Here is a 19,704-nt window from a genome sequence, read left to right as displayed (position 1 = left end):
ATCAGAAACGGCTGTCGACGGCGGCAGCCAGCTCTGCCAGTACCGCCGCGCTATCGTCCCAGCCGAGGCAGGGATCGGTAATCGACTGGCCGTACACCAGCGGCTGACCAGCCACCACTTTCTGGTTTCCTTCCTGCAGAAAACTCTCAATCATAACGCCTGCTACCGCTCGCGAACCGGCGCGGATCTGCGCGGCGATATCGCGCGCCACATCACGCTGGCGACGATGCTGCTTAAGGCAGTTGCCGTGACTGAAATCGATCACCATCTGCTCAGACAGGCTGAACTCACGCAGGCTGGCTGCTGCCGCCGCCACATCTTCCGCATGATAGTTTGGCTGACGCCCGCCGCGCAGGATCACATGACCGTGCGGATTGCCGCTGGTCTGATAAATGGTCATCTGGCCCGCTTTATCCGGCGAGAGGAACATATGGCTGGCGCGGGCAGCACGAATGGCGTCGACGGCGATCTGTACGTTACCGTCCGTGCCGTTTTTAAACCCTACCGGGCAGGAGAGCGCAGAGGCCATTTCGCGATGGATCTGGCTTTCAGTGGTGCGGGCGCCAATGGCACCCCAGCTGATGAGATCGGCTATAAACTGGCCGATGACCATATCGAGGAATTCAGTCGCCGTTGGCAGACCCAGCGCGTTGATATCCAGCAGCAGCTTGCGGGCGATAGCAATACCGCGATTGACATCAAAGCTGCCGTCAAGGTCGGGATCGGAAATCAGCCCTTTCCAGCCCACCACGGTACGCGGTTTCTCAAAATAGGCGCGCATGACGATTTCCAGCCGGTCCTGATACTGCTCGCGCAGCTGCTGCAGGCGTGCCGCATAATCCAGCGCAGCGCGCGGGTCATGCAGCGAACAGGGCCCGATTATGACCAGCAGGCGCGGATCCTCGCCGGTCAGAATGCGCGCAATACGCTGGCGCGCGGCCGTAACGCTCTCTGCGATATCAGACGATAGCGGGTGCTGGCTGGCCAGCGCGGCGGGCGTAATCAGGCTGCCAATTCGCGCCGTACGCAGTTCATCAGTTTTATTCATAGTGGCTCTCAAACAGGTTCTTCGCAGCGGTGATATACCGGGAAGTGATGAGGTTCACAATAAACCAATGCGTCCTGAATTCAACCAGCAAAATCACAGAGATAATAAATACGCGGGCCGCTTAGCGCATCAGTCAGTACATATGTCGCTCCAGCCCCATAATGTCGAGGATTTTGGTGGCAATCTCCTCGACCGAGTAGTTGGTACTATTGAGGTAGCGAATCTGATGTGTACGGAACAGCGCTTCCACTTCACCCACTTCCAGCCGGCACTGGCGTAGCGAGGCGTAGCGGGTATTCTCCGCCCGTTCCTGGCGAATGGCCGCCAGCCGTTCCGGATCAATGGTCAGCCCGAACAGCTTGTGCTGATGCGCGCGCAGCGCAGGAGGAAGCTTGAGGTTATCCATATCATCGGCAATAAAGGGGTAGTTGGCTGCGCGAATACCAAACTGCATGGCAAGATAGAGGCTGGTCGGGGTTTTGCCACAGCGCGAAACGCCCAGCAGGATCACCTGAGCATCTTCGAGTCCGCGCAGTGAGATCCCGTCATCATGCGCCAGGGTGTAGTCAATCGCGGCGATACGCGCATCATATTTACCCAGATTATTCGCGGTCAGCCCGTGAGTGCGGTGTGCCACCGGCATAGAGGAGACGCCCAGTTCACTCTGCAGGGGAGCCACCAGCGCCTGCACAATATCCTGACAAAACCCCTCACTCTCCAGAATGATGTCGCGAACCTCAGGCGTAACGATGGAAAAAAAGACCAGCGGCCGCACGCCGCTGCGCTGCCAGAGCGCGTTGATCTGCGCTTTGACCGCCTGGGCGCGCTGCACGTTTTCTACAAACGGCAGGGTAACGCTGTGCGTATCAACCGGAAACTGCGAGAGCACCGCGTGGCCCAGCACTTCTGCTGTAATGGCGGTGCCGTCTGAAATATAAAACACGCTGCGTTCAGTGCTCATTGAAAAGTGCTCTCTGAATGAATAGTGAATTAACCGATTTCATTTCAAATTAAATCGAAATGAAATATCCATATGCCGCCGTGCTCAGACCGGAATAATGTCATACCTGACGTTAATAGCATCATAAAGAAAAAGCGATAAATAAAGGTCCGCGCCCGCCACAGTTTCATAAATGACGCGCAGACTCTGTCTGATGTCGTTTGCGCAACAGCAATCCGCTGATAATGCTATAAAAAGGGAAAATTCGTTATTGCAGCAAGCTGTTAGTAATAATAGTGCCGTTTGCGCAACGTCAGCCCCGGCAGGTAATAGTCTGATTTTGTCTCTCTTTTTTTGCTTTAACGATTCAACACTTAGTCTTTATAAACCAGTTATGCCAGGCTGCTGTGGCGAATAGCAAAATGTTCCATGTGCCCTAATCATTTAAAAGGATCATCTCAATGTCCAATCAAGACCAACAATCGCTAGTGCTCTGGTATAACCAGCTTGGCATGCATGATGTTGATCGGGTGGGAGGCAAAAATGCCTCTCTTGGAGAAATGATTACCAATTTGTCGTCGCTGGGCGTATCCGTCCCGAACGGCTTTGCCACGACGTCTGACGCGTTTAATCAGTTTCTCGACCAAAGCGGACTGAACCAGCGCATTTATGCACTACTGGATATCACGGATATTGATGACGTGGCGGCGCTGGCCCAGGCGGGCAAGCAGATCCGCCAGTGGGTCGTGGACACGCCGTTTCAGCCGGCGCTGGAAGCGGCTATTCGTACTGCTTATGAGCAGCTTTCTGCTGATGATGCCGACGCCTCTTTTGCCGTCCGCTCATCCGCGACTGCCGAGGATATGCCTGACGCCTCATTCGCCGGGCAGCAGGAGACCTTCCTCAACGTACAGGGGTTTGATGCCGTGCTGGTGGCGGTTAAGCACGTATACGCCTCGCTGTTTAACGATCGGGCTATCTCATACCGCGTGCATCAGGGCTACGATCATCGCGGCGTGGCGCTCTCGGCCGGGGTGCAGCGTATGGTTCGCTCCGATCTTGCCGCCTCTGGCGTGATGTTTACCATTGATACTGAGTCAGGTTTTGATCAGGTCGTCTTTATCACTTCAGCCTGGGGGCTGGGTGAGATGGTGGTACAGGGTGCGGTCAACCCGGATGAGTTTTATGTGCATAAACCGACGCTGGCGGCAAACCGCCCGGCTATTGTCAGGCGGACGATGGGGTCTAAAAAAATCCGCATGGTGTATGCCGATTCTCAGACGCATGGCGAGCAGGTGCGCATTGAGGATGTGGAGCAGGCAACGCGCGATCGTTTCAGCCTGACCGACGACGAAGTACAGGCGCTGGCACGCCAGGCGGTGCTGATTGAACAGCACTACAAGCGCCCGATGGACATCGAGTGGGCAAAAGACGGGCATACCGGCAAGCTCTATATCGTACAGGCGCGACCGGAAACCGTACGCTCGAATGGTCAGGTGATGGAGCGCTACAGCCTGCAGGGCACGGGCCAGGTGCTGGTTGAAGGACGCGCCATCGGTCACCGTATCGGTGCGGGTGAAGTCAAGGTGATCCACGATATCAGCGAAATGCACCGCATTGAGAAGGGCGACGTGCTGGTCACCGATATGACGGACCCGGACTGGGAACCTATCATGAAAAAAGCGTCGGCTATCGTGACCAACCGCGGCGGACGCACCTGCCATGCGGCGATCATTGCACGTGAGCTGGGGATCCCGGCGGTGGTGGGATGTGGTGATGCCACCGATCACCTGCGTGACGGGCATAAAGTGACGGTTTCCTGCGCCGAAGGCGATACCGGCTACGTCTACAATGACCTGCTCGATTTTGAAATCGCCAGCTCTCAGGTCGACTCGATGCCCGATCTGCCGCTTAAGATCATGATGAACGTCGGTAATCCCGATCGCGCGTTTGACTTCGCCTGTCTGCCCAATGAGGGTGTCGGCCTGGCGCGGCTGGAGTTTATTATCAACCGCATGATCGGCGTGCATCCTAAAGCGCTGCTGGAGTTTGATCAGCAGACGCCGGAGCTACAGCAGCAGATCCGCCAGATGATGAAAGGCTTTGACGATCCGGTTGAGTTCTATATCGCGCGCCTGACGGAGGGGATTGCTACCCTGGGCGCCGCCTTTGCGCCGAAGCGCGTGATTGTGCGCCTGTCCGATTTTAAATCGAACGAGTACGCCAATCTGGTCGGCGGAGAGCGCTACGAGCCGGAAGAGGAGAACCCGATGCTTGGTTTCCGGGGAGCCGGGCGCTACGTTGCTGACAGCTTCCGCGACTGTTTTGCGCTGGAGTGCGAAGCCGTGAAGCGGGTGCGCAATGAGATGGGGCTGAGTAACGTTGAAATCATGGTGCCTTTTGTGCGCACCGTTGACCAGGCGGAAGCGGTCGTGGCTGAACTGGCGAAGCACGGGCTGAAGCGCGGTGAAGCGGGTCTGAAGGTGATTATGATGTGTGAAATCCCGTCAAACGCGCTGCTGGCAGAACAGTTTTTGCAGCACTTCGACGGTTTCTCCATCGGTTCCAACGATATGACGCAGCTGGCACTGGGGCTGGATCGCGATTCTGGCGTGGTGTCTGCTCTGTTTGATGAGCGCAATGAAGCGGTGAAAGCGCTGCTTTCGATGGCGATTCAGGCCGCAAAAAAACAGGGCAAATATGTCGGTATCTGCGGACAGGGTCCTTCAGATCATCAGGATTTTGCCGCGTGGCTGATGGAGCAGGGCATTGACAGCCTGTCGCTTAATCCGGATACGGTGGTGGAAACCTGGCTGAGCCTGGCTGAGATTGACTCTGCTCAGCGCGCTTAACCTCTGAACATGACGCGTAAGGTTATACCGTACGCGTCATGATTCATGCAGGCTTAAGCTGCGGATGAGCCACTGTTTCAGCATAATAACCCTGAGTTTTAGCCGCTAAGCATCCCGCCTGTTCAGATAGCACGCACTGCTACAGCGGGCGCTGAATGCAGGCCAAAAAAAAGCCCATCACAGGGGATGGGCAAAGACTACACACAGCAATTCTTTTACGTTACTCAGGGGAAAAAGGTTGTTTAAAAATCAGTAGGTTGATTTCCAACATGAGAAACATATTATTTATTGCGCCTGCTATAGTCTTTAAGAATCCTCTTATTAGTTTAAAGCTGATAATCTTTTGTCGCCTCTTTTGCCCGCTGCATCGGGCGATTCAGTATGAAAAATAATCATTCCAGCCAGCGAAACGTCGTTAAGCGCTAAAAATCGCGTTTTTTCTTAAAAACCGTTTATGAAAAACAGCGTGCCTGAAAAATGCCCGGGCATGAATGTTCAGGCCGCTGCGAGCATCAGAGGTATCAGGGCAGCTCTTCATGCTCTGTCAGCGCTTCAATTGCCGTTTCCACATCATCATCCGGCGCCGGAGCCTCGTGCATCCAGACTGAAACCAGGCGATAAGAGACCGCCAGCACGACCGGGCCGATAAACAGGCCAATCATGCCAAAGGCGATCAGGCCGCCGATAACACCTGAGAGGATCAGAATCATGGGTAAATCGGCACCCATGCGAATCAGCACCGGACGTAACACGTTGTCGAGCGTGCCGACAATACAGCTCCAGACCAGCAGCACCGTGCCCCACGTCGTATCACCGCTCCAGTAGAGCCAGATAATCGCGGGTACCAGAACAATCAGCGGACCCAGCTGGACCAGGCAGGTCAGGATCATCAGCACCGTCAGCAGCGTGGCATAAGGTATGCCCGAGATCGCCAGTCCGATCCCGCCTAATACCCCCTGCACCAGCGCCGTGACGACAACACCCAGCGCAACGGCCCGTATTGCCTGTCCGGCCAGCAGCACCGCAGCATCGCCACGGGGCCCCCCCATACGGTAGGCGAAGTGGCGGATACCCTGTCCCACCTGCTCACCGCGCCAGTAAAGCAGCACGCTGAATAACAGCATCAGCGCCAGATGCAGCATAAAGCGGCCAAAATGTCCCGCCTGTGCGACAAAGAAGCCCGTGGTGCGACCAATATAGGGCTGCACCTGACGCATGATCGCTGAACCGCCGCCATCCACCAGCTTATGGTAACTGACATAGAGCTTGTTGCCGGCATACGGGATCTCCCGCAGCCAGGCGAATTCCGGCATCAGCAGATGGCGCTGAGTAGCCCAGGCGATAACCGGGGCGCTGTTGTCAATCAGGCTGCTGACCAGCAGCGCAATCGGAATGATAAACAGCAGCAGCAGCAGAATCGTCATGGCGATAACGGCCAGGGAGCGGCGTCCCCACAGCAGATGCTGCAGGCGAATCATGAGTGGCCAGGTTGCGATAACAACCATGCTTGCCCAGGCAAAGCCCAGAATAAAAGGCTGTACCACCCAGAGACAGGCGATAATCATCAGCAAAATAAACATCAGTGAGAACAGCAGTTGCGGCAGATCCACACCGCGTTGCAGGCTTTTCATAACAGCGATTTAACCTCAGTTAATCCTTCAGGAAGGGCCCCTGGCCCGGGATCATCATGCGCTATTTCCTGAAAATTAAACAGGAAAAGCAGGGCCACAGAAGCGGGGAAGGGAAATGCCAGCAGACAGGAAAAAAATGTGATACAACCAGACGTTGAAAAATTACTACGCAAACGTTTACAACATCCCGGTCACGACACCATGATCCCACAAATTCCGCAGGCTCCTGGCCTGGTTCAGCAAGTTCTCGCCTTTTTGCAGGCGCTCAAAGAGCAGGGTTTTACCGGCGATACCGCTACCAGCTATGCCGACCGTCTCTCACTCTCTACGGATAACAGCATCTATCAGCTTCTGCCGGATGCGGCACTGTTTCCGCGTTCGACCGCAGATATCGCTCTGATTGCGCGGCTCGCCGGTGAGGACGCTTTTGCCAGCCTGACGTTTACGCCACGCGGCGGCGGCACCGGCACTAACGGACAGTCGCTGAATCAGGGCATTGTGGTTGATATGTCGCGCTACATGAACCGCATTCTGGAGATCAACACCGAACAGGGCTGGGTGCGGGTTGAGGCGGGAGTAGTGAAAGATCAGCTCAACGCCTGGCTCCGGCCATACGGTTTCTTCTTTTCCCCGGAGCTCTCCACCAGTAACCGCGCCACGCTGGGCGGCATGATCAACACCGATGCCTCAGGTCAGGGATCGCTGGTATATGGTAAAACTTCCGATCATGTCGAGGGGTTACGCGCGGTGCTGCTGGGCGGCGATATCCTTGATACGCGCGCCATACCGGTGGCGCTGGCGGAGCAGCTCGCCGCAACGCCGACGCCTGAGGGCCGCATCTACCAGACGGTGCTGCAAAGCTGTCGTGAGCAGCGCGCGCTGATCCTTGAAAAATTTCCAAAGCTTAACCGCTTCCTGACCGGTTACGATTTACGCCACGTCTTCAGTGATGACATGCAGCAGGTCGATCTCACGCGGCTGTTGTGCGGTGCCGAGGGCACGCTGGCGTTTATTACGGAAGCGCGTCTTGATATCACGCCAATCCCCAAAGTCCGTCGTCTGGTTAACGTTAAATATGAGTCTTTCGACTCCGCGCTGCGCAACGCTTCATTTATGGTAAAAGCGCAGGCGCTGTCAGTGGAGACGGTGGATTCAAAAGTACTGAATCTGGCGCGGGAAGATATTGTCTGGCACTCCGTTAAAGAACTGATCACCGATATCCCGGATAAAACGATGCTGGGACTGAATATCGTGGAGTTTGCCGGCGATGATGGCGCACTTATCGAACAGCAAATCGCCCGTCTCTGCGACCGGCTGGATACGCTGATGGCTGAGCGGCAGGGTGGCGTCATAGGTTATCAGATCTGTAATGAACTGGCTGAGGTCGAGCGTATTTACGCGATGCGTAAGAAGGCGGTTGGCCTGCTGGGCAATGCACAGGGGCGCGCCAAGCCAATTCCGTTTGTGGAAGATACGGCGGTGCCGCCGGAGCAGCTGGCCGATTATATTGGTGAGTTTCGCGCGCTGCTGGATAGCCACGGCCTGAGCTACGGTATGTTTGGCCATGTTGATGCGGGCGTGCTGCACGTGCGTCCGGCACTGGATATGTGCGATCCGCAGCAGGTGCTGCTGATGAAGCAGATTTCAGATGAAGTGGTCGCGCTGACGGCCCGTTACGGCGGGTTACTGTGGGGGGAGCATGGCAAAGGTTTCCGCGCGCAGTATAGTCCGGCCTTTTTCGGTGAAACGCTGTTTACCGAGCTGCGTCGTATCAAACGCGCGTTCGATCCCGATAACCGGCTGAATCCGGGTAAAATCTGCACGCCGCTGGAGAGCGATGCGCCGATGATGCAGGTGAATGGCGCGATGCGCGGCGATCTGGATCGTCAGATCCCGCTGACGGTACGCACCAGCTGGCGCGGCGCGATGGAGTGCAACGGCAACGGCCTCTGCTTCAATTTTGATGTGCGCAGCCCGATGTGTCCGTCGATGAAAATCACCCGCAATCGTATTCACTCGCCGAAAGGACGCGCGACGCTGACGCGTGAATGGCTGCGCCTGCTGTCGGAGCAGGGCGTTGATCCTGACCAGCTTGAGCAGGCGCTGCCGCAGCAGGGAGCCAGCCTGCGTATGCTGATCCAGCGTACGCGTAACAGCTGGCACGCTAACCGCGGAGAGTACGATTTTTCCCATGAGGTAAAAGAGGCGATGTCGGGCTGTCTGGCCTGTAAAGCCTGTTCGACCCAGTGCCCGATTAAAATCGATGTGCCCGATTTCCGCGCGCGCTTTTTACAACTTTACCATACGCGCTATCTGCGACCGGTCAGCGATCACCTGGTGGCCAGCGTAGAGAGCTATGCGCCGCTGATGGCGAAAGCGCCAAAGGTGTTCAATTTCTTCCTGCAGCAGCCGTGGATGCGCGAATTCAGCAAAACGCATATCGGTATGGTGGATTTGCCTCAGCTCTCCGCACCTAACCTTAAACAGCGTCTGAGCGGGCATCCGGCAATGAACCTGACGCTGGAGCAGCTGGAAGCGATGGATAGCGCAGCGCGGCAGCAGTGCGTGCTGGTGGTGCAGGACCCGTTTACCAGCTACTACGAAGCGCAGCTGGTGACCGACTTTATTTCACTGATTGAAAAGCTGGGTTACCGTCCGGTGCTGCTGCCTTTCTCTCCCAACGGCAAAGCGCAGCATGTTAAGGGGTTTCTGCAGCGTTTCGCCCGTACCGCAGCGAAAACTGCTGAACTGCTCAATCGGGTGGCAAAACTGGGGATCCCGATGGTCGGGGTCGACCCGGCCACTGTGCTCTGCTATCGCGATGAGTATCAGCAGGTACTGAAAAGCAAGCGCGGTGATTTCAGCGTGCTACTGGTGCATGAGTGGCTGCAGCAGGCGCTGGCTGATGGCGTAAATCAGCCGGTCAGCGGCGAGCCCTGGTATCTGTTTGCGCACTGTACGGAAGTGACCGCGCTGCCCGCTACGCCGGATCAATGGCAGAAGATATTTGCCCGCTTCGGTGCCCGGCTGGAAAATATCAATACCGGCTGCTGCGGCATGGCGGGGACGTATGGCCACGAGGCGCAGCATCTGGAGAACTCGCTCGGCATCTATGCGCTCTCCTGGCATCCGCAGCTGCAGCGGCTGCCGCGCCAGCGCTGTCTGGCGACCGGCTTTTCCTGTCGCAGCCAGGTGAAACGTGCCGAAGGCAACGGCATGCGTCATCCTTTACAGGCGCTGCTGGAATTGATGTAAACAAAATGTAGGAGCCGTCACAAAGCTGGATTAGAATATCCAGCCAGCGTGGCGGACAAAATCACGCTGCAGGCCCGTTATCTGGTCCCAGTCGCCGCTTTGTGCAAGCTTTTGGCATAAATGCGTCAGCGACTGGCGGGCGAACTGATACGCCTGCAGGCGAAACAGCCGGTCACGGTCATCGTTGCCCATCTCCTGAATCAGGCGATGGTGCAGCTTGCCTAAGGCGTGCAGATAGCTGCGATCGTCGCCGTTGATATCGCAGATTTCCGCCATATCCAGGCAGGTATCGTTAAACCGGCGCAGCTGCTCCAGTGAGCACTCTGGCCGGTTGAGTCTGGCTTCGGCCAGATAAAAATCTACGGTGATGTCGCGCACGGCAAATCGGTAGTCGCTGATTTTGTGTTGTAACCAGGCTGAAACGGTACGTGTCATAGCGCCGCCTAAATAGTTAATGATAATCATTATCATATTAAACTGCGTCAGGAATGCAATTCCCGCTAAAGAAATATATTGATGTCTGTAACCTGTTACTAAAATCGGCAATAACAATCTCTTTACATTCGGTAAAGGCGTAACCTGTATACAGGTTAATTGCTTTAGGGCCGGTTTTTATAAAATGTTACGATATCAATAGGTTGTAATATTTGTCCCGAATAAAAACTGTCTGTTACAGGCCGTACTAAAGGGACTATGCTTAATAATTAAGCAGAAAAAACAGCACGAGATGATTATCCCTGCAAAACAAGAGGTTGAAGTGATAGGCGATATCACTACCATAGGGGGATAGCCTGAGAAGGTCCAGACTTGCGAGGTACAACGATGTCATCAGTAAACGCCGCGTCCTTTTCGCCTGACGATTTTGTCTGGAAAGGACTTACGCTGACCGAGTCGGCAGCGAAACAGATCCTGACTCTGGTTGAACAGGACCCGGAAGTAAAGGGTCTGAAACTGAGCGTGAAACAATCTGGCTGTGCCGGTTTTGGTTATGTCATGGATCTGGTAAAAGAGCCAGCCGATGACGATCTGCAGTTTGAGCAGTTTGGCGCAAAACTCTTTGTGCCGCTTCAGGCAATGCCGTTTGTCGACGGCACCGAGCTGGACTACGTCCGTGAAGGCCTGAACCAGATCTTTAAATTCAATAACCCTAAAGCTCAGCACGCCTGCGGGTGCGGTGAAAGCTTTGGCGTCGAGTAAGTGAAATATGTCACGACATAGCGAAGCATCTGATGATGTACAGACCTGGGAAGGCAAGCTCAACTACAAAGAGGGCTTCTTTACCCGGTTACAAACCGACGAACTGGCACACGGCATTAATGAAGATGTCGTGCGTGCGATCTCGGCTAAGCGTAACGAACCCGAATGGATGCTTGAGTTCCGGCTCAAGGCTTTCCGTGCCTGGCTTGAAATGGAAGAGCCGCACTGGTTAAAAGCGCACTATGACAAGCTCGACTATCAGGATTACAGCTACTTTTCTGCGCCATCATGCGGGAACTGTGACGACAGCTGCGCATCTGAGCCGGGTGCAACCCAGGCGTCGGGCAGCGTGGCCTCCAGTGACTACCTGACTCAGGAAGTGGAAGACGCGTTTAATCAGCTGGGTGTTCCGGTACGTGAAGGTAAAGAGGTCGCTGTCGATGCGATTTTCGATTCCGTGTCGGTCTCAACCACCTACCGTGACAAGCTGGCCAAACAGGGCATTATCTTCTGCTCATTTGGTGAAGCGATCCATGACCATCCGGAACTGGTACAGAAGTATCTGGGTACTGTCGTGCCACACAACGATAACTTCTTTGCTGCGCTTAACTCAGCGGTAGCCTCCGATGGCACCTTTGTTTATATCCCGAAAGGGGTACGCTGCCCGATGGAGCTGTCGACCTATTTCCGCATCAACGCGGCGAAAACAGGTCAGTTTGAGCGCACCATTCTGATTGCAGATGAAGACAGCTATGTCAGCTATATCGAGGGCTGCTCGGCGCCGGTACGTGACACTTATCAGCTGCACGCAGCGGTCGTTGAAGTCATCATCCATAAAAATGCTGAAGTGAAATATTCCACGGTACAGAACTGGTTCCCTGGCGGCGAAGGTGAGGGCGGTATCCTCAACTTCGTTACCAAGCGCGCCCTGTGCGAAGGCGATCACAGCAAGATGTCCTGGACGCAGTCTGAGACCGGCTCTGCGATTACCTGGAAATATCCAAGCTGTATCCTGCGCGGTGACTACTCCGTAGGTGAGTTCTACTCGGTTGCCCTGACCAGCGGTCGCCAGCAGGCGGATACCGGTACCAAGATGATCCATATCGGTAAAAACACCAAATCGACCATTATCTCTAAAGGGATATCGGCGGGTAAAAGCCAGAATACCTACCGCGGTCTGGTGAAAATCATGCCGACGGCAACCAATGCGCGTAACTTTACGCAGTGTGACTCGATGCTGATTGGTCCCGATTGCGGTGCGCATACTTTCCCGTATGTAGAAACGCGCAACAACACAGCGCAGCTTGAGCATGAAGCCACTACGTCACGTATTGGCGAAGATCAGATGTTCTACTGCCTGCAGCGCGGCATCAGCGAAGAAGATGCGATCTCTATGATCGTCAACGGCTTCTGTAAAGATGTTTTCTCCGAGCTGCCACTGGAATTTGCCGTGGAAGCACAAAAACTGTTAGCGATCAGCCTTGAGCACAGTGTCGGCTGATGCCACACGCGTTGCCGGAAGCAATGTGAAGGAATAAGTATGTTAAGTATTAAAGATTTACAGGTTAGCGTTGAAGATAAAGAGATTTTGCGCGGTCTGAACCTGGAAGTTAAACCAGGTGAAGTCCACGCCATTATGGGCCCGAATGGCTCAGGTAAAAGTACGCTTTCAGCAACGCTGGCGGGTCGCGAAGATTACGAGATCACCGGTGGCTCTGTCACCTTTAAAGAGAAAGATCTGCTGGCGCTGGAACCTGAAGAGCGTGCCGGAGAAGGCATCTTTATGGCGTTCCAGTACCCGGTAGAGATCCCGGGTGTCAGCAACCAGTTTTTCCTGCAGACCTCCGTTAATGCAGTACGCAAATATCGCGAGCAGGAAGAGCTGGATCGCTTCGACTTCCAGGATTTTATCGAAGATAAGATCAAGCTGCTGAAAATGCCGGAAGATTTGCTGACGCGTTCAGTTAACGTCGGCTTCTCCGGTGGTGAGAAGAAGCGCAATGATATTCTGCAGATGGCGGCGCTGGAGCCGGAACTCTGCATTCTCGATGAGACCGATTCGGGTCTGGATATCGATGCCCTGAAAATCGTGTCTGAGGGCGTTAACAGCCTGCGCGACGGTAAGCGCTCTTTCATCATCGTAACGCACTATCAGCGTATCCTGGATTACATTAAGCCGGATCACGTGCACGTTCTTTATCAGGGTAAAATCGTTAAGTCTGGCGACTTTTCACTGGTGAAACAGCTGGAGGAGCAAGGCTATGGCTGGCTTACCGACGAAGAGTGATAATGCCCTGCAGCAGTGGCACCATCTGTTTGAGTCTCGCGGCGAGCAGCGCTCGCTGCAGGCGCAGCAGCACTGGCAGCAGCTGATGCGTGAAGGCTTGCCCACCCGCAAGCATGAAAACTGGAAATATACGTCGCTGGAGAGCCTGCTGGGACAGCACTTTGTGCTGCCTTCCGCGCAGAGTCTCAGCCGTGAGCAGGCGGATGCGCTGGCGCTGCCGCTGGACGCGGTACGACTGGTATTTGTTGATGGCCGCTTCCAGCCTGCGCTGAGCAGCACGGAAACCGATCTGTTTGAGATCCAGCACGTTCAGGCAGCTGAGCGTCGCGATTTGCCGGCGCCGGTACAGCCGGAGATCTTCCTGCATCTGACAGAGAGCCTGGCAGAAGAGGTGACGACGATTCGTCTGGCGCGCGGCAAAGCGGCTACCCGCCCACTCTACCTGCTGCATATCACCAGCGGTCAGGCAGATGCGCTCAATACCGTGCATCATCGTCATCATGTAGAGCTGGAGCAGAGTGCGGTAGCGGAAATCGTTGAGCACTATGTCACGCTGAATGACGCGGCGCACTTTACCGGCGCGCGGATCACCTTTGCCGTGGCGGATAATGCGCAGCTGAAACATACCAAGCTCGCCTTTGAAACCAGCAGCAGCTATCACTTTGCGCATAATGACATTGTGATGGGTCAGGATGCGCGCGTCAGCAGCACCAGCTTCCTGCTGGGCGCCGGCCTGTCACGTCATAACACCAGCACGCAGCTGAATGGCGAAAACAGCGAGCTGGCAATGAACAGCCTGGTCCTGCCGGTGGGCAGCGAAATCGCAGATACCCGCAGCTATCTGGAGCACAACAAAGGCCACTGCCTGAGTCGTCAGCTGCATAAAACCATTTCGCGCGAAAAAGGCCGTGCCGTCTTCAATGGTCACATCAAAGTGGCACAGCACGCGCTGAAAACCGATGGCCAGATGACCAACAATAATCTGCTGCTGGGCCGGCTGGCGGAAGTCGATACCAAGCCACAGCTGGAGATCTACGCCGATGACGTAAAATGCAGCCATGGTGCCACCATCGGCCGCATTGATGATGAGCAGATGTTCTATCTGCGCTCGCGCGGTATCGCTGAAGAAGCGGCGCAGCAGATGATCATCCACGCTTTTGCCGCCGAACTGACCGAAACGCTGGATGATGACATTCTGCGTCAGGCGGTGCTGGCACGCATCTCACAGCGTTTCCCTGGAGTACATTCATGAGTTTCGATTCCGAACGAGTCAGAGCGGAGTTTCCGATCCTGAGTCGTGAGGTCAACGGACACCCGCTGGCCTACCTTGACAGCGCGGCCAGCGCGCAGCGTCCGCTCGCGGTAATCAACGCGGAAAGTCATTTTTACCAGCACGGCTACGCCGCCGTGCATCGCGGCATCCATTCGCTGAGCGCGCAGGCCACCAGCGATATGGAAGCGGTACGCGCGCAGGCTGCGGCCTTTCTGAATGCGGCTTCGCATGAAGAGATTATCTTTGTTAAAGGCACAACCGAAGGCATTAATCTGGTAGCCAATAGCTGGGGCGGCAGTCAGCTGCAACCTGGTGACAATCTCATCATTACCGAGATGGAGCATCACGCTAACATCGTGCCGTGGCAGATGGTGGCACAGCGCACCGGTGCTGAGATCCGCGTCCTGCCGCTCAGCGATAGCGGTGAACTGGCTACAGAGCAGCTTGCTTCGCTTATCGACAGCCGTACCCGGCTGCTGGCGGTCACGCACGTCTCTAACGTGCTGGGCACCGTTAACCCGGTTAAGGCGCTGGTCGCTCAGGCGAAAGCAGCCGGCCTGGTCACACTGATTGATGGCGCGCAGGCGGTGATGCATCACGCCGTTGACGTGCAGGATATCGACTGTGATTTCTACGTTTTCTCCGGACATAAAATTTACGGTCCGACCGGTATCGGCGTACTCTATGCGCGTAAAGCGCTGCAGGAGCAGATGCCGCCGTGGGAAGGCGGGGGGTCCATGATTGACCAGGTCATGCTGCCGGTGGGAACCACCTGGAACAGCGCGCCGTGGCGCTTTGAAGCGGGTACGCCTAATACCGGCGGTATCATCGGTCTGGGTGCCGCACTGAACTGGGTAAGTGAACTGGGTCTTGACGCTATTCATGCACGCGAAAGCGCGCTGATGCGTTACGCGCTGGACAAACTCGCTTCAGTACCGGACATCGTGCTTTATGGTCCAGCGCAGCGCAGCGGGGTAATCGCCTTTAACCTGGGTAAACATCACGCCTTTGACGTTGGCAGCTTCCTCGATCAGTATGGTATTGCCATTCGCACCGGTCACCACTGTGCGATGCCGCTGATGCGCCACTATGCCGTACCGGCGATGTGTCGCGCCTCCTTCGCGCTCTATAATACCGAAGATGAGGCAGATCGGCTGGCCGCTGGCCTGACGCGTATCCATCGCCTGCTGGGCTAAGCAGATTTCAGGAGTAACAGATGGCGAACCTGCCGGAAAAAGAGAAGCTGGTGCGCAACTTTAATCGTTGCGCTAACTGGGAAGAGAAGTACCTTTACATCATTGAGCTGGGTGCAAAATTACCAGAATCCTCTGAAAGCCTGCATCAGCCTGAGTATGTCATTTCAGGCTGTCAGAGCCAGGTCTGGATCCGCATGACGCCGCAGGCGGATGGATCGATGGCGTTTGAAGGGGATAGCGACGCAGCTATTGTTAAGGGATTGATTGCAGTAGTATTTAGCCTCTATCAGGGGCTGAAGCCGCAGGAGATCCTCGAGCTGGATGTGCGCCACTGGTTTGCGGAACTGGCGCTGACTCAGCACCTGACGCCAACGCGTTCTCAGGGGCTGGAAGCGATGATCCGCGCTATCCGGCATAACGCTCAGCAGCTCTGCTAAGGTACACTCTTCAGACCCCGGTTTAGCCGGGGTCTTTTCCATCCAGAAAGAGAAACCTGCATGAAACCTGCGTTACGTTTAGCTGGTGCACTGCTGCTGTCCTGCTTTGGACTCTCTGCACCTTCAATGGCTACTGAATATCCTCTCCCTGCCGACGACAGCCGCCTGATCGGCGAAAACGTTCTGACCACTATCTCTGATAACAAACAGCCGCTGGAGAGCGTGGCAGCGCGCTACAGCACAGGACTGCTCGGCCTGCTGGAAGCAAACCCCGGCGTTGATCCCTGGCTGCCGGCGGCAGGTACGCAGATCACCGTGCCGCTGCAGATGCTGTTGCCGGATGCGCCGCGCAAAGGGATTGTGGTTAATCTGGCTGAGCTGCGCCTCTACTACTATCCGCCGGGAGAAAACCGCGTGGTGGTCTATCCAATCGGCATTGGCCAGTTAGGCGCTGCGACGCCCGATATGGTGACGCGTATCAGCCAGAAAATTCCCAACCCGACCTGGACACCGACGCCAAATATTCGCAAGCGCTATGCGAAAGAGGGCGTGACGCTGCCGGTGACGGTTCCGGCCGGCCCTGACAATCCGATGGGACTGTTCGCCCTGCGTCTGGCGTATGGCAAGGGACACTACCTGATTCACGGCACTAACGCTGACTTTGGCATCGGCATGCGCGTCAGCTCCGGCTGTATTCGCCTGCGTCCCGCTGATATTGAAGCGCTGTTCAACAGCGTCCCGGCAGGCACGCGCGTTCAGATTGTTAATCAGCCGGTGAAGTACGCCATCGAACCAGACGGTAAACGCTATATTGAGGTTCATCAGCCGCTGTCGCGCAGTGAAAAAGATGATCCGCAGACGCAGCCGCTGGTGCGCAGCACCGCTCTGAAAGCCTTTAGCCGCAGTGCGAAAAGCGACAGTGCGCTGATTGAGGAGGCGATGACGCGCCGTTCAGGTATGCCGGTGCTGGTCAGCAGCGGCGAGCCGGTTGCCGTAGAGACGGCAGAGCAGGTTGCAGCAGAGCCGCAGGGCTGAAGTCAGCCGGTCAGACAGCGCCACCGGGCGCTGGAATCAGCACAAAAAAAATGGTGCCACCAGGGCACCATTTTTCAAACCAGAACTCTTACTTACGGTAAGAGTGAGCCTGGTTGTCCAGACGCTGGTTAGCGCGAGCTGCGTCATCTTTAGCAGCCTGAACGTCAGAACGCACTGCGTTCACGTCGTTGCTCAGCTGGTCAACTTTAGCGTTCAGAGTCTGAACGTCTGAAGACAGCTGGTCGATTTTAGCGTTGCTTGAGCAACCAGCCAGCAGAGTTGAACCCAGGATTACCGCGCCCAGTACCAGTTTAGTACGTTTCATTTTATACCCTCTAGATTAAGTTAATCTCCATGTAGCGTTACAAGTATTGCACAAAGCTTTTTAAGTTGAGAATAAATTTTTGATGAGAACATGCTTAAATTTGATCGTTCGCTCAAAGAAGCAGCATCTGGCAGAATATGATGAAAATATTTAGCGAAAACAGAGGGATTTAATCGGATTAACCTTAATTCCACAACATATTGAATAGTTATTTTCGATTTGAATTTTTCTGATTATAGATTAGCGATGGAATAAAAAAAGCGCCGGTTAAGGCGCTTGTTTAAATAAAGTGTGACGTTAAATCAAATCACGTGCACGGAAGCGGTGTTAGTAGTTCCGCTTGGCACCAGGGCACCTGAAACCATCACGACCACATCACCTTTCTGCGCGTAGCCGCTTTCCAGCGCCAGCTCTTTACCAATGCGATAGAAATCATCGGTTGATTCAATGCGGGCGACCAGGCGAGTCTCGATACCTTTGCTCAGGATCAGCTGACGGGCAGTGGTCTGGTTGGTCGTCAGGGCGAGAATGGTTGCATCCGGGAAGTACTTACGTACTGATTTTGCTGATTTACCGCCCTCGGTGGCTACAACAATCAGTGGTGCTTCCAGTTTCTCTGCGGTCTCAACGGCACCACGGCAGACAGCTTCCGTAATACGCAGCTTGCGGGAATCTTTCAGCTCGTCGATGCGTGACTTCATCACGCGATCGGTACGCTCACAGATGGTGGCCATGATCGTGACCGACTCCAGCGGATAGCGGCCTTTGGCGCTCTCACCAGACAGCATCACGGCGTCAGTACCGTCAAGAATGGCGTTAGCCACGTCGCCCGCTTCAGCACGGGTAGGGCGCGGGTTTTTGATCATGGAGTCGAGCATCTGCGTAGCAGTGATGACCACTTTGCGGGCTTTGTTGCACTTTTTGATCATCATCTTCTGCGCGAAGATAACCTCTTCAACCGGGATCTCTACGCCCAGATCGCCACGCGCAACCATGATGCCGTCAGACGCTTCGAGAATTTCATCGAAGTTGTTAAGGCCTTCCTGGTTTTCGATCTTAGAGATGATCTGGATGTTTTCGCCGCCATGCGCTTTCAGATGCTCGCGGATCTCCAGCACGTCAGAGCGTTTACGAATAAACGACGCGGCGACAAAGTCCACTCCCTGCTCGCAGCCAAAAATCAGATCGCGCTTATCTTTTTCTGCCAGTGCAGGCAGCTGGATAGAGACGCCAGGCAGGTTAACGCCTTTGTTTTCGCCGAGGTCGCCGTTATTCAGCACTTCACACACTACGCTGTTTTCCGTGACTTCAGTAACGGTCATGCCAATCAGGCCATCGTCAACCAGAACCGTGTTGCCAATTTTCAGATCTTCAGTAAAACCGGCATAGGTAACAGCGACGCGTTCATGATTACCAATCACAGACTGATCGGTGGTAAAGGTAAAGGTCTGGCCCGCCTTGAGTGAAACGTCGTTGCCACCCTCCAGCTTCATGGTGCGGATTTCCGGTCCTTTGGTGTCCAGCAGAATCGCGGCCTGATGCCCCGTTTTTTCCATGACGGCACGCATATTTGCGATGCGCTGACCATGTTCGGCGTAATCACCGTGCGAGAAGTTGAGACGCATAACGTTCATGCCTGCTTCCAGCAGCTGGGTCAGCATCTCTTCTGATTCGGTTTTCGGCCCGATAGTACAAACAATCTTGGTCTTTTTCATGTCAGATATCTGTATGTTGTGATGGATGATAAAGGTCGGTATCCGATGCGCGGAGCACCGAAGTGAAAATGTGACGATTGTGGCTACGGATAATACAGAAGTAAGAATAGGTGACAGGAACTGAGCGTGCAGGGAAGTTATGCGTTGCAGAAGCAGGCCGGCAGGGCGGCGTTGCGCAAATCAGAGACATTGATGGCATAGGCACGTCAGCGCTGAAACCTTTCAGGTGAAACAACGAGTCATAGTATAATCGCTAAGTATGCGAAAACCAATATAAAAGCAGCAGGGGATATCGACCTGAATCAAGGAAAGCGACGTTGCGCAAGAAGAGGATACAGCGAAGTGGTGCGCTCTAATGGACTCGAACCATCGACCCCCACCATGTCAAGGTGGTGCTCTAACCAACTGAGCTAAGAGCGCGCAATACAGCAAACTGGTGCGTCCGAGTGGACTCGAACCACCGACCCCCACCATGTCAAGGTGGTGCTCTAACCAACTGAGCTACGGACGCAC

At 55.0% G+C, this 19,704-nt stretch carries 15 protein-coding genes, 2 tRNA genes and 1 other RNA gene; 9 read left to right on the top strand and 9 right to left on the bottom strand.

Features of this window, described 5'->3' with window-relative positions; all coding sequences use genetic code 11:
* Nucleotide 1 precedes the first annotated feature (1 nt).
* Both FS690_RS04035 and FS690_RS04030 read right to left on the bottom strand, forming a co-directional pair.
* A complete protein-coding gene (locus tag FS690_RS04035; protein ID WP_039384089.1) occupies nucleotides 2-1,048 on the bottom strand; it encodes a 3-deoxy-7-phosphoheptulonate synthase in 1,047 nt (348 codons plus the stop codon).
* Nucleotides 1,049-1,181: 133 nt separating this feature from the next.
* Nucleotides 1,182-2,009, bottom strand: coding sequence for a pyruvate, water dikinase regulatory protein (locus FS690_RS04030; protein ID WP_039384092.1), 828 nt, complete (start codon nucleotides 2,007-2,009; stop codon nucleotides 1,182-1,184).
* A gap of 440 nt (nucleotides 2,010-2,449) precedes the next feature.
* On the opposite strand from FS690_RS04030, the gene ppsA reads away from it, so the two are divergent.
* Complete coding sequence (gene ppsA, locus FS690_RS04025; RefSeq protein ID WP_071668771.1) at nucleotides 2,450-4,840, top strand: phosphoenolpyruvate synthase; 2,391 nt, start codon at nucleotides 2,450-2,452, stop codon at nucleotides 4,838-4,840.
* Between the two features lie 162 nt (nucleotides 4,841-5,002).
* Here ppsA and rprA read toward each other — a convergent pair.
* An RNA gene (rprA, locus tag FS690_RS04020) (antisense sRNA RprA) lies at nucleotides 5,003-5,111 on the bottom strand.
* A gap of 250 nt (nucleotides 5,112-5,361) precedes the next feature.
* Nucleotides 5,362-6,471, bottom strand: coding sequence for an AI-2E family transporter YdiK (gene ydiK, locus FS690_RS04015; protein WP_039384098.1), 1,110 nt, complete (start codon nucleotides 6,469-6,471; stop codon nucleotides 5,362-5,364).
* A 201-nt stretch (nucleotides 6,472-6,672) separates the two neighbouring features.
* On the opposite strand from ydiK, the gene FS690_RS04010 reads away from it, so the two are divergent.
* Complete coding sequence (locus FS690_RS04010; RefSeq protein WP_104084799.1) at nucleotides 6,673-9,726, top strand: FAD-binding and (Fe-S)-binding domain-containing protein; 3,054 nt, start codon at nucleotides 6,673-6,675, stop codon at nucleotides 9,724-9,726.
* A 30-nt stretch (nucleotides 9,727-9,756) separates the two neighbouring features.
* Here FS690_RS04010 and FS690_RS04005 read toward each other — a convergent pair whose 3' ends face one another.
* On the bottom strand, nucleotides 9,757-10,161 hold the full coding sequence (locus FS690_RS04005; protein ID WP_039385821.1) for a hypothetical protein: 405 nt from the start codon (nucleotides 10,159-10,161) through the stop codon (nucleotides 9,757-9,759).
* Nucleotides 10,162-10,548: 387 nt separating this feature from the next.
* Here FS690_RS04005 and sufA point away from each other — a divergent pair, with 387 nt between their 5' ends.
* The 7 genes from sufA to FS690_RS03970 are packed head-to-tail and all read left to right on the top strand — an operon-like array spanning nucleotide 10,549 to nucleotide 17,151.
* A complete protein-coding gene (gene sufA / locus FS690_RS04000) occupies nucleotides 10,549-10,923 on the top strand; it encodes a Fe-S cluster assembly scaffold SufA (RefSeq protein ID WP_039384102.1) in 375 nt (124 codons plus the stop codon).
* A 7-nt stretch (nucleotides 10,924-10,930) separates the two neighbouring features.
* Nucleotides 10,931-12,424 (top strand): Fe-S cluster assembly protein SufB, encoded by a 1,494-nt coding sequence (gene sufB, locus FS690_RS03995; RefSeq protein WP_039384104.1) that lies wholly within the window; start codon nucleotides 10,931-10,933, stop codon nucleotides 12,422-12,424.
* A gap of 39 nt (nucleotides 12,425-12,463) precedes the next feature.
* On the top strand, nucleotides 12,464-13,210 hold the full coding sequence (gene sufC, locus FS690_RS03990; RefSeq protein WP_039384106.1) for a Fe-S cluster assembly ATPase SufC: 747 nt from the start codon (nucleotides 12,464-12,466) through the stop codon (nucleotides 13,208-13,210).
* Nucleotides 13,185-14,462: a Fe-S cluster assembly protein SufD gene (sufD, locus tag FS690_RS03985; RefSeq protein WP_039384107.1), complete on the top strand. Its 1,278-nt coding sequence runs from the start codon at nucleotides 13,185-13,187 to the stop codon at nucleotides 14,460-14,462. The genes sufC and sufD overlap by 26 nt, the downstream gene beginning before the upstream one ends.
* Nucleotides 14,459-15,679, top strand: coding sequence for a cysteine desulfurase SufS (gene sufS / locus FS690_RS03980; RefSeq protein WP_108569279.1), 1,221 nt, complete (start codon nucleotides 14,459-14,461; stop codon nucleotides 15,677-15,679). Before sufD ends, sufS begins: the two co-directional genes overlap by 4 nt.
* 20 nt (nucleotides 15,680-15,699) lie before the next feature.
* Entirely contained in the window at nucleotides 15,700-16,116 is a 417-nt protein-coding gene (gene sufE / locus FS690_RS03975; protein ID WP_071668772.1) for a cysteine desulfuration protein SufE, read from the top strand.
* A 60-nt stretch (nucleotides 16,117-16,176) separates the two neighbouring features.
* Nucleotides 16,177-17,151, top strand: a complete 975-nt coding sequence (locus FS690_RS03970) for a L,D-transpeptidase family protein (protein ID WP_145339104.1) — start codon at nucleotides 16,177-16,179, stop codon at nucleotides 17,149-17,151.
* 88 nt (nucleotides 17,152-17,239) lie between these two features.
* On the opposite strand, the gene FS690_RS03965 is transcribed toward FS690_RS03970, so the two are convergent.
* The 4 genes from FS690_RS03965 to FS690_RS03950 all read right to left on the bottom strand — a co-directional run bounded on the left by FS690_RS03965 (nucleotide 17,240) and on the right by FS690_RS03950 (nucleotide 19,702).
* Complete coding sequence (locus tag FS690_RS03965; protein WP_039384115.1) at nucleotides 17,240-17,476, bottom strand: major outer membrane lipoprotein; 237 nt, start codon at nucleotides 17,474-17,476, stop codon at nucleotides 17,240-17,242.
* A 302-nt stretch (nucleotides 17,477-17,778) separates the two neighbouring features.
* Nucleotides 17,779-19,191, bottom strand: a complete 1,413-nt coding sequence (gene pykF / locus FS690_RS03960) for a pyruvate kinase PykF (RefSeq protein WP_039384119.1) — start codon at nucleotides 19,189-19,191, stop codon at nucleotides 17,779-17,781.
* Nucleotides 19,192-19,534: 343 nt separating this feature from the next.
* Nucleotides 19,535-19,611: transfer RNA gene (locus FS690_RS03955), tRNA-Val, on the bottom strand.
* 14 nt (nucleotides 19,612-19,625) lie between these two features.
* Nucleotides 19,626-19,702 (bottom strand) — tRNA-Val (locus FS690_RS03950).
* Nucleotides 19,703-19,704 lie beyond the last annotated feature (2 nt).

It is taken from the genome of Pantoea sp. PSNIH1 (genome assembly GCF_007680655.1).
Classification (GTDB): domain Bacteria; phylum Pseudomonadota; class Gammaproteobacteria; order Enterobacterales; family Enterobacteriaceae; genus Pantoea; species Pantoea eucrina.
Note: the sequence above shows the minus strand (reverse complement) of the source record. Positions and strands in the feature narration are given on the sequence as shown.

Coding starts and splice junctions, on each gene's coding strand:
- ydiK (WP_039384098.1), bottom strand. CDS start 6,471: ATGAAAAGCCTGCAACGCGGTGTGGATCTGCCGCAACTGCTGTTCTCA.
- pykF (WP_039384119.1), bottom strand. CDS start 19,191: ATGAAAAAGACCAAGATTGTTTGTACTATCGGGCCGAAAACCGAATCA.
- FS690_RS04010 (WP_104084799.1), top strand. CDS start 6,673: ATGATCCCACAAATTCCGCAGGCTCCTGGCCTGGTTCAGCAAGTTCTC.
- FS690_RS03965 (WP_039384115.1), bottom strand. CDS start 17,476: ATGAAACGTACTAAACTGGTACTGGGCGCGGTAATCCTGGGTTCAACT.
- sufD (WP_039384107.1), top strand. CDS start 13,185: ATGGCTGGCTTACCGACGAAGAGTGATAATGCCCTGCAGCAGTGGCAC.
- sufC (WP_039384106.1), top strand. CDS start 12,464: ATGTTAAGTATTAAAGATTTACAGGTTAGCGTTGAAGATAAAGAGATT.
- FS690_RS03970 (WP_145339104.1), top strand. CDS start 16,177: ATGAAACCTGCGTTACGTTTAGCTGGTGCACTGCTGCTGTCCTGCTTT.
- sufB (WP_039384104.1), top strand. CDS start 10,931: ATGTCACGACATAGCGAAGCATCTGATGATGTACAGACCTGGGAAGGC.
- FS690_RS04035 (WP_039384089.1), bottom strand. CDS start 1,048: ATGAATAAAACTGATGAACTGCGTACGGCGCGAATTGGCAGCCTGATT.
- FS690_RS04005 (WP_039385821.1), bottom strand. CDS start 10,161: ATGACACGTACCGTTTCAGCCTGGTTACAACACAAAATCAGCGACTAC.
- FS690_RS04030 (WP_039384092.1), bottom strand. CDS start 2,009: ATGAGCACTGAACGCAGCGTGTTTTATATTTCAGACGGCACCGCCATT.
- ppsA (WP_071668771.1), top strand. CDS start 2,450: ATGTCCAATCAAGACCAACAATCGCTAGTGCTCTGGTATAACCAGCTT.
- sufA (WP_039384102.1), top strand. CDS start 10,549: ATGTCATCAGTAAACGCCGCGTCCTTTTCGCCTGACGATTTTGTCTGG.
- sufS (WP_108569279.1), top strand. CDS start 14,459: ATGAGTTTCGATTCCGAACGAGTCAGAGCGGAGTTTCCGATCCTGAGT.
- sufE (WP_071668772.1), top strand. CDS start 15,700: ATGGCGAACCTGCCGGAAAAAGAGAAGCTGGTGCGCAACTTTAATCGT.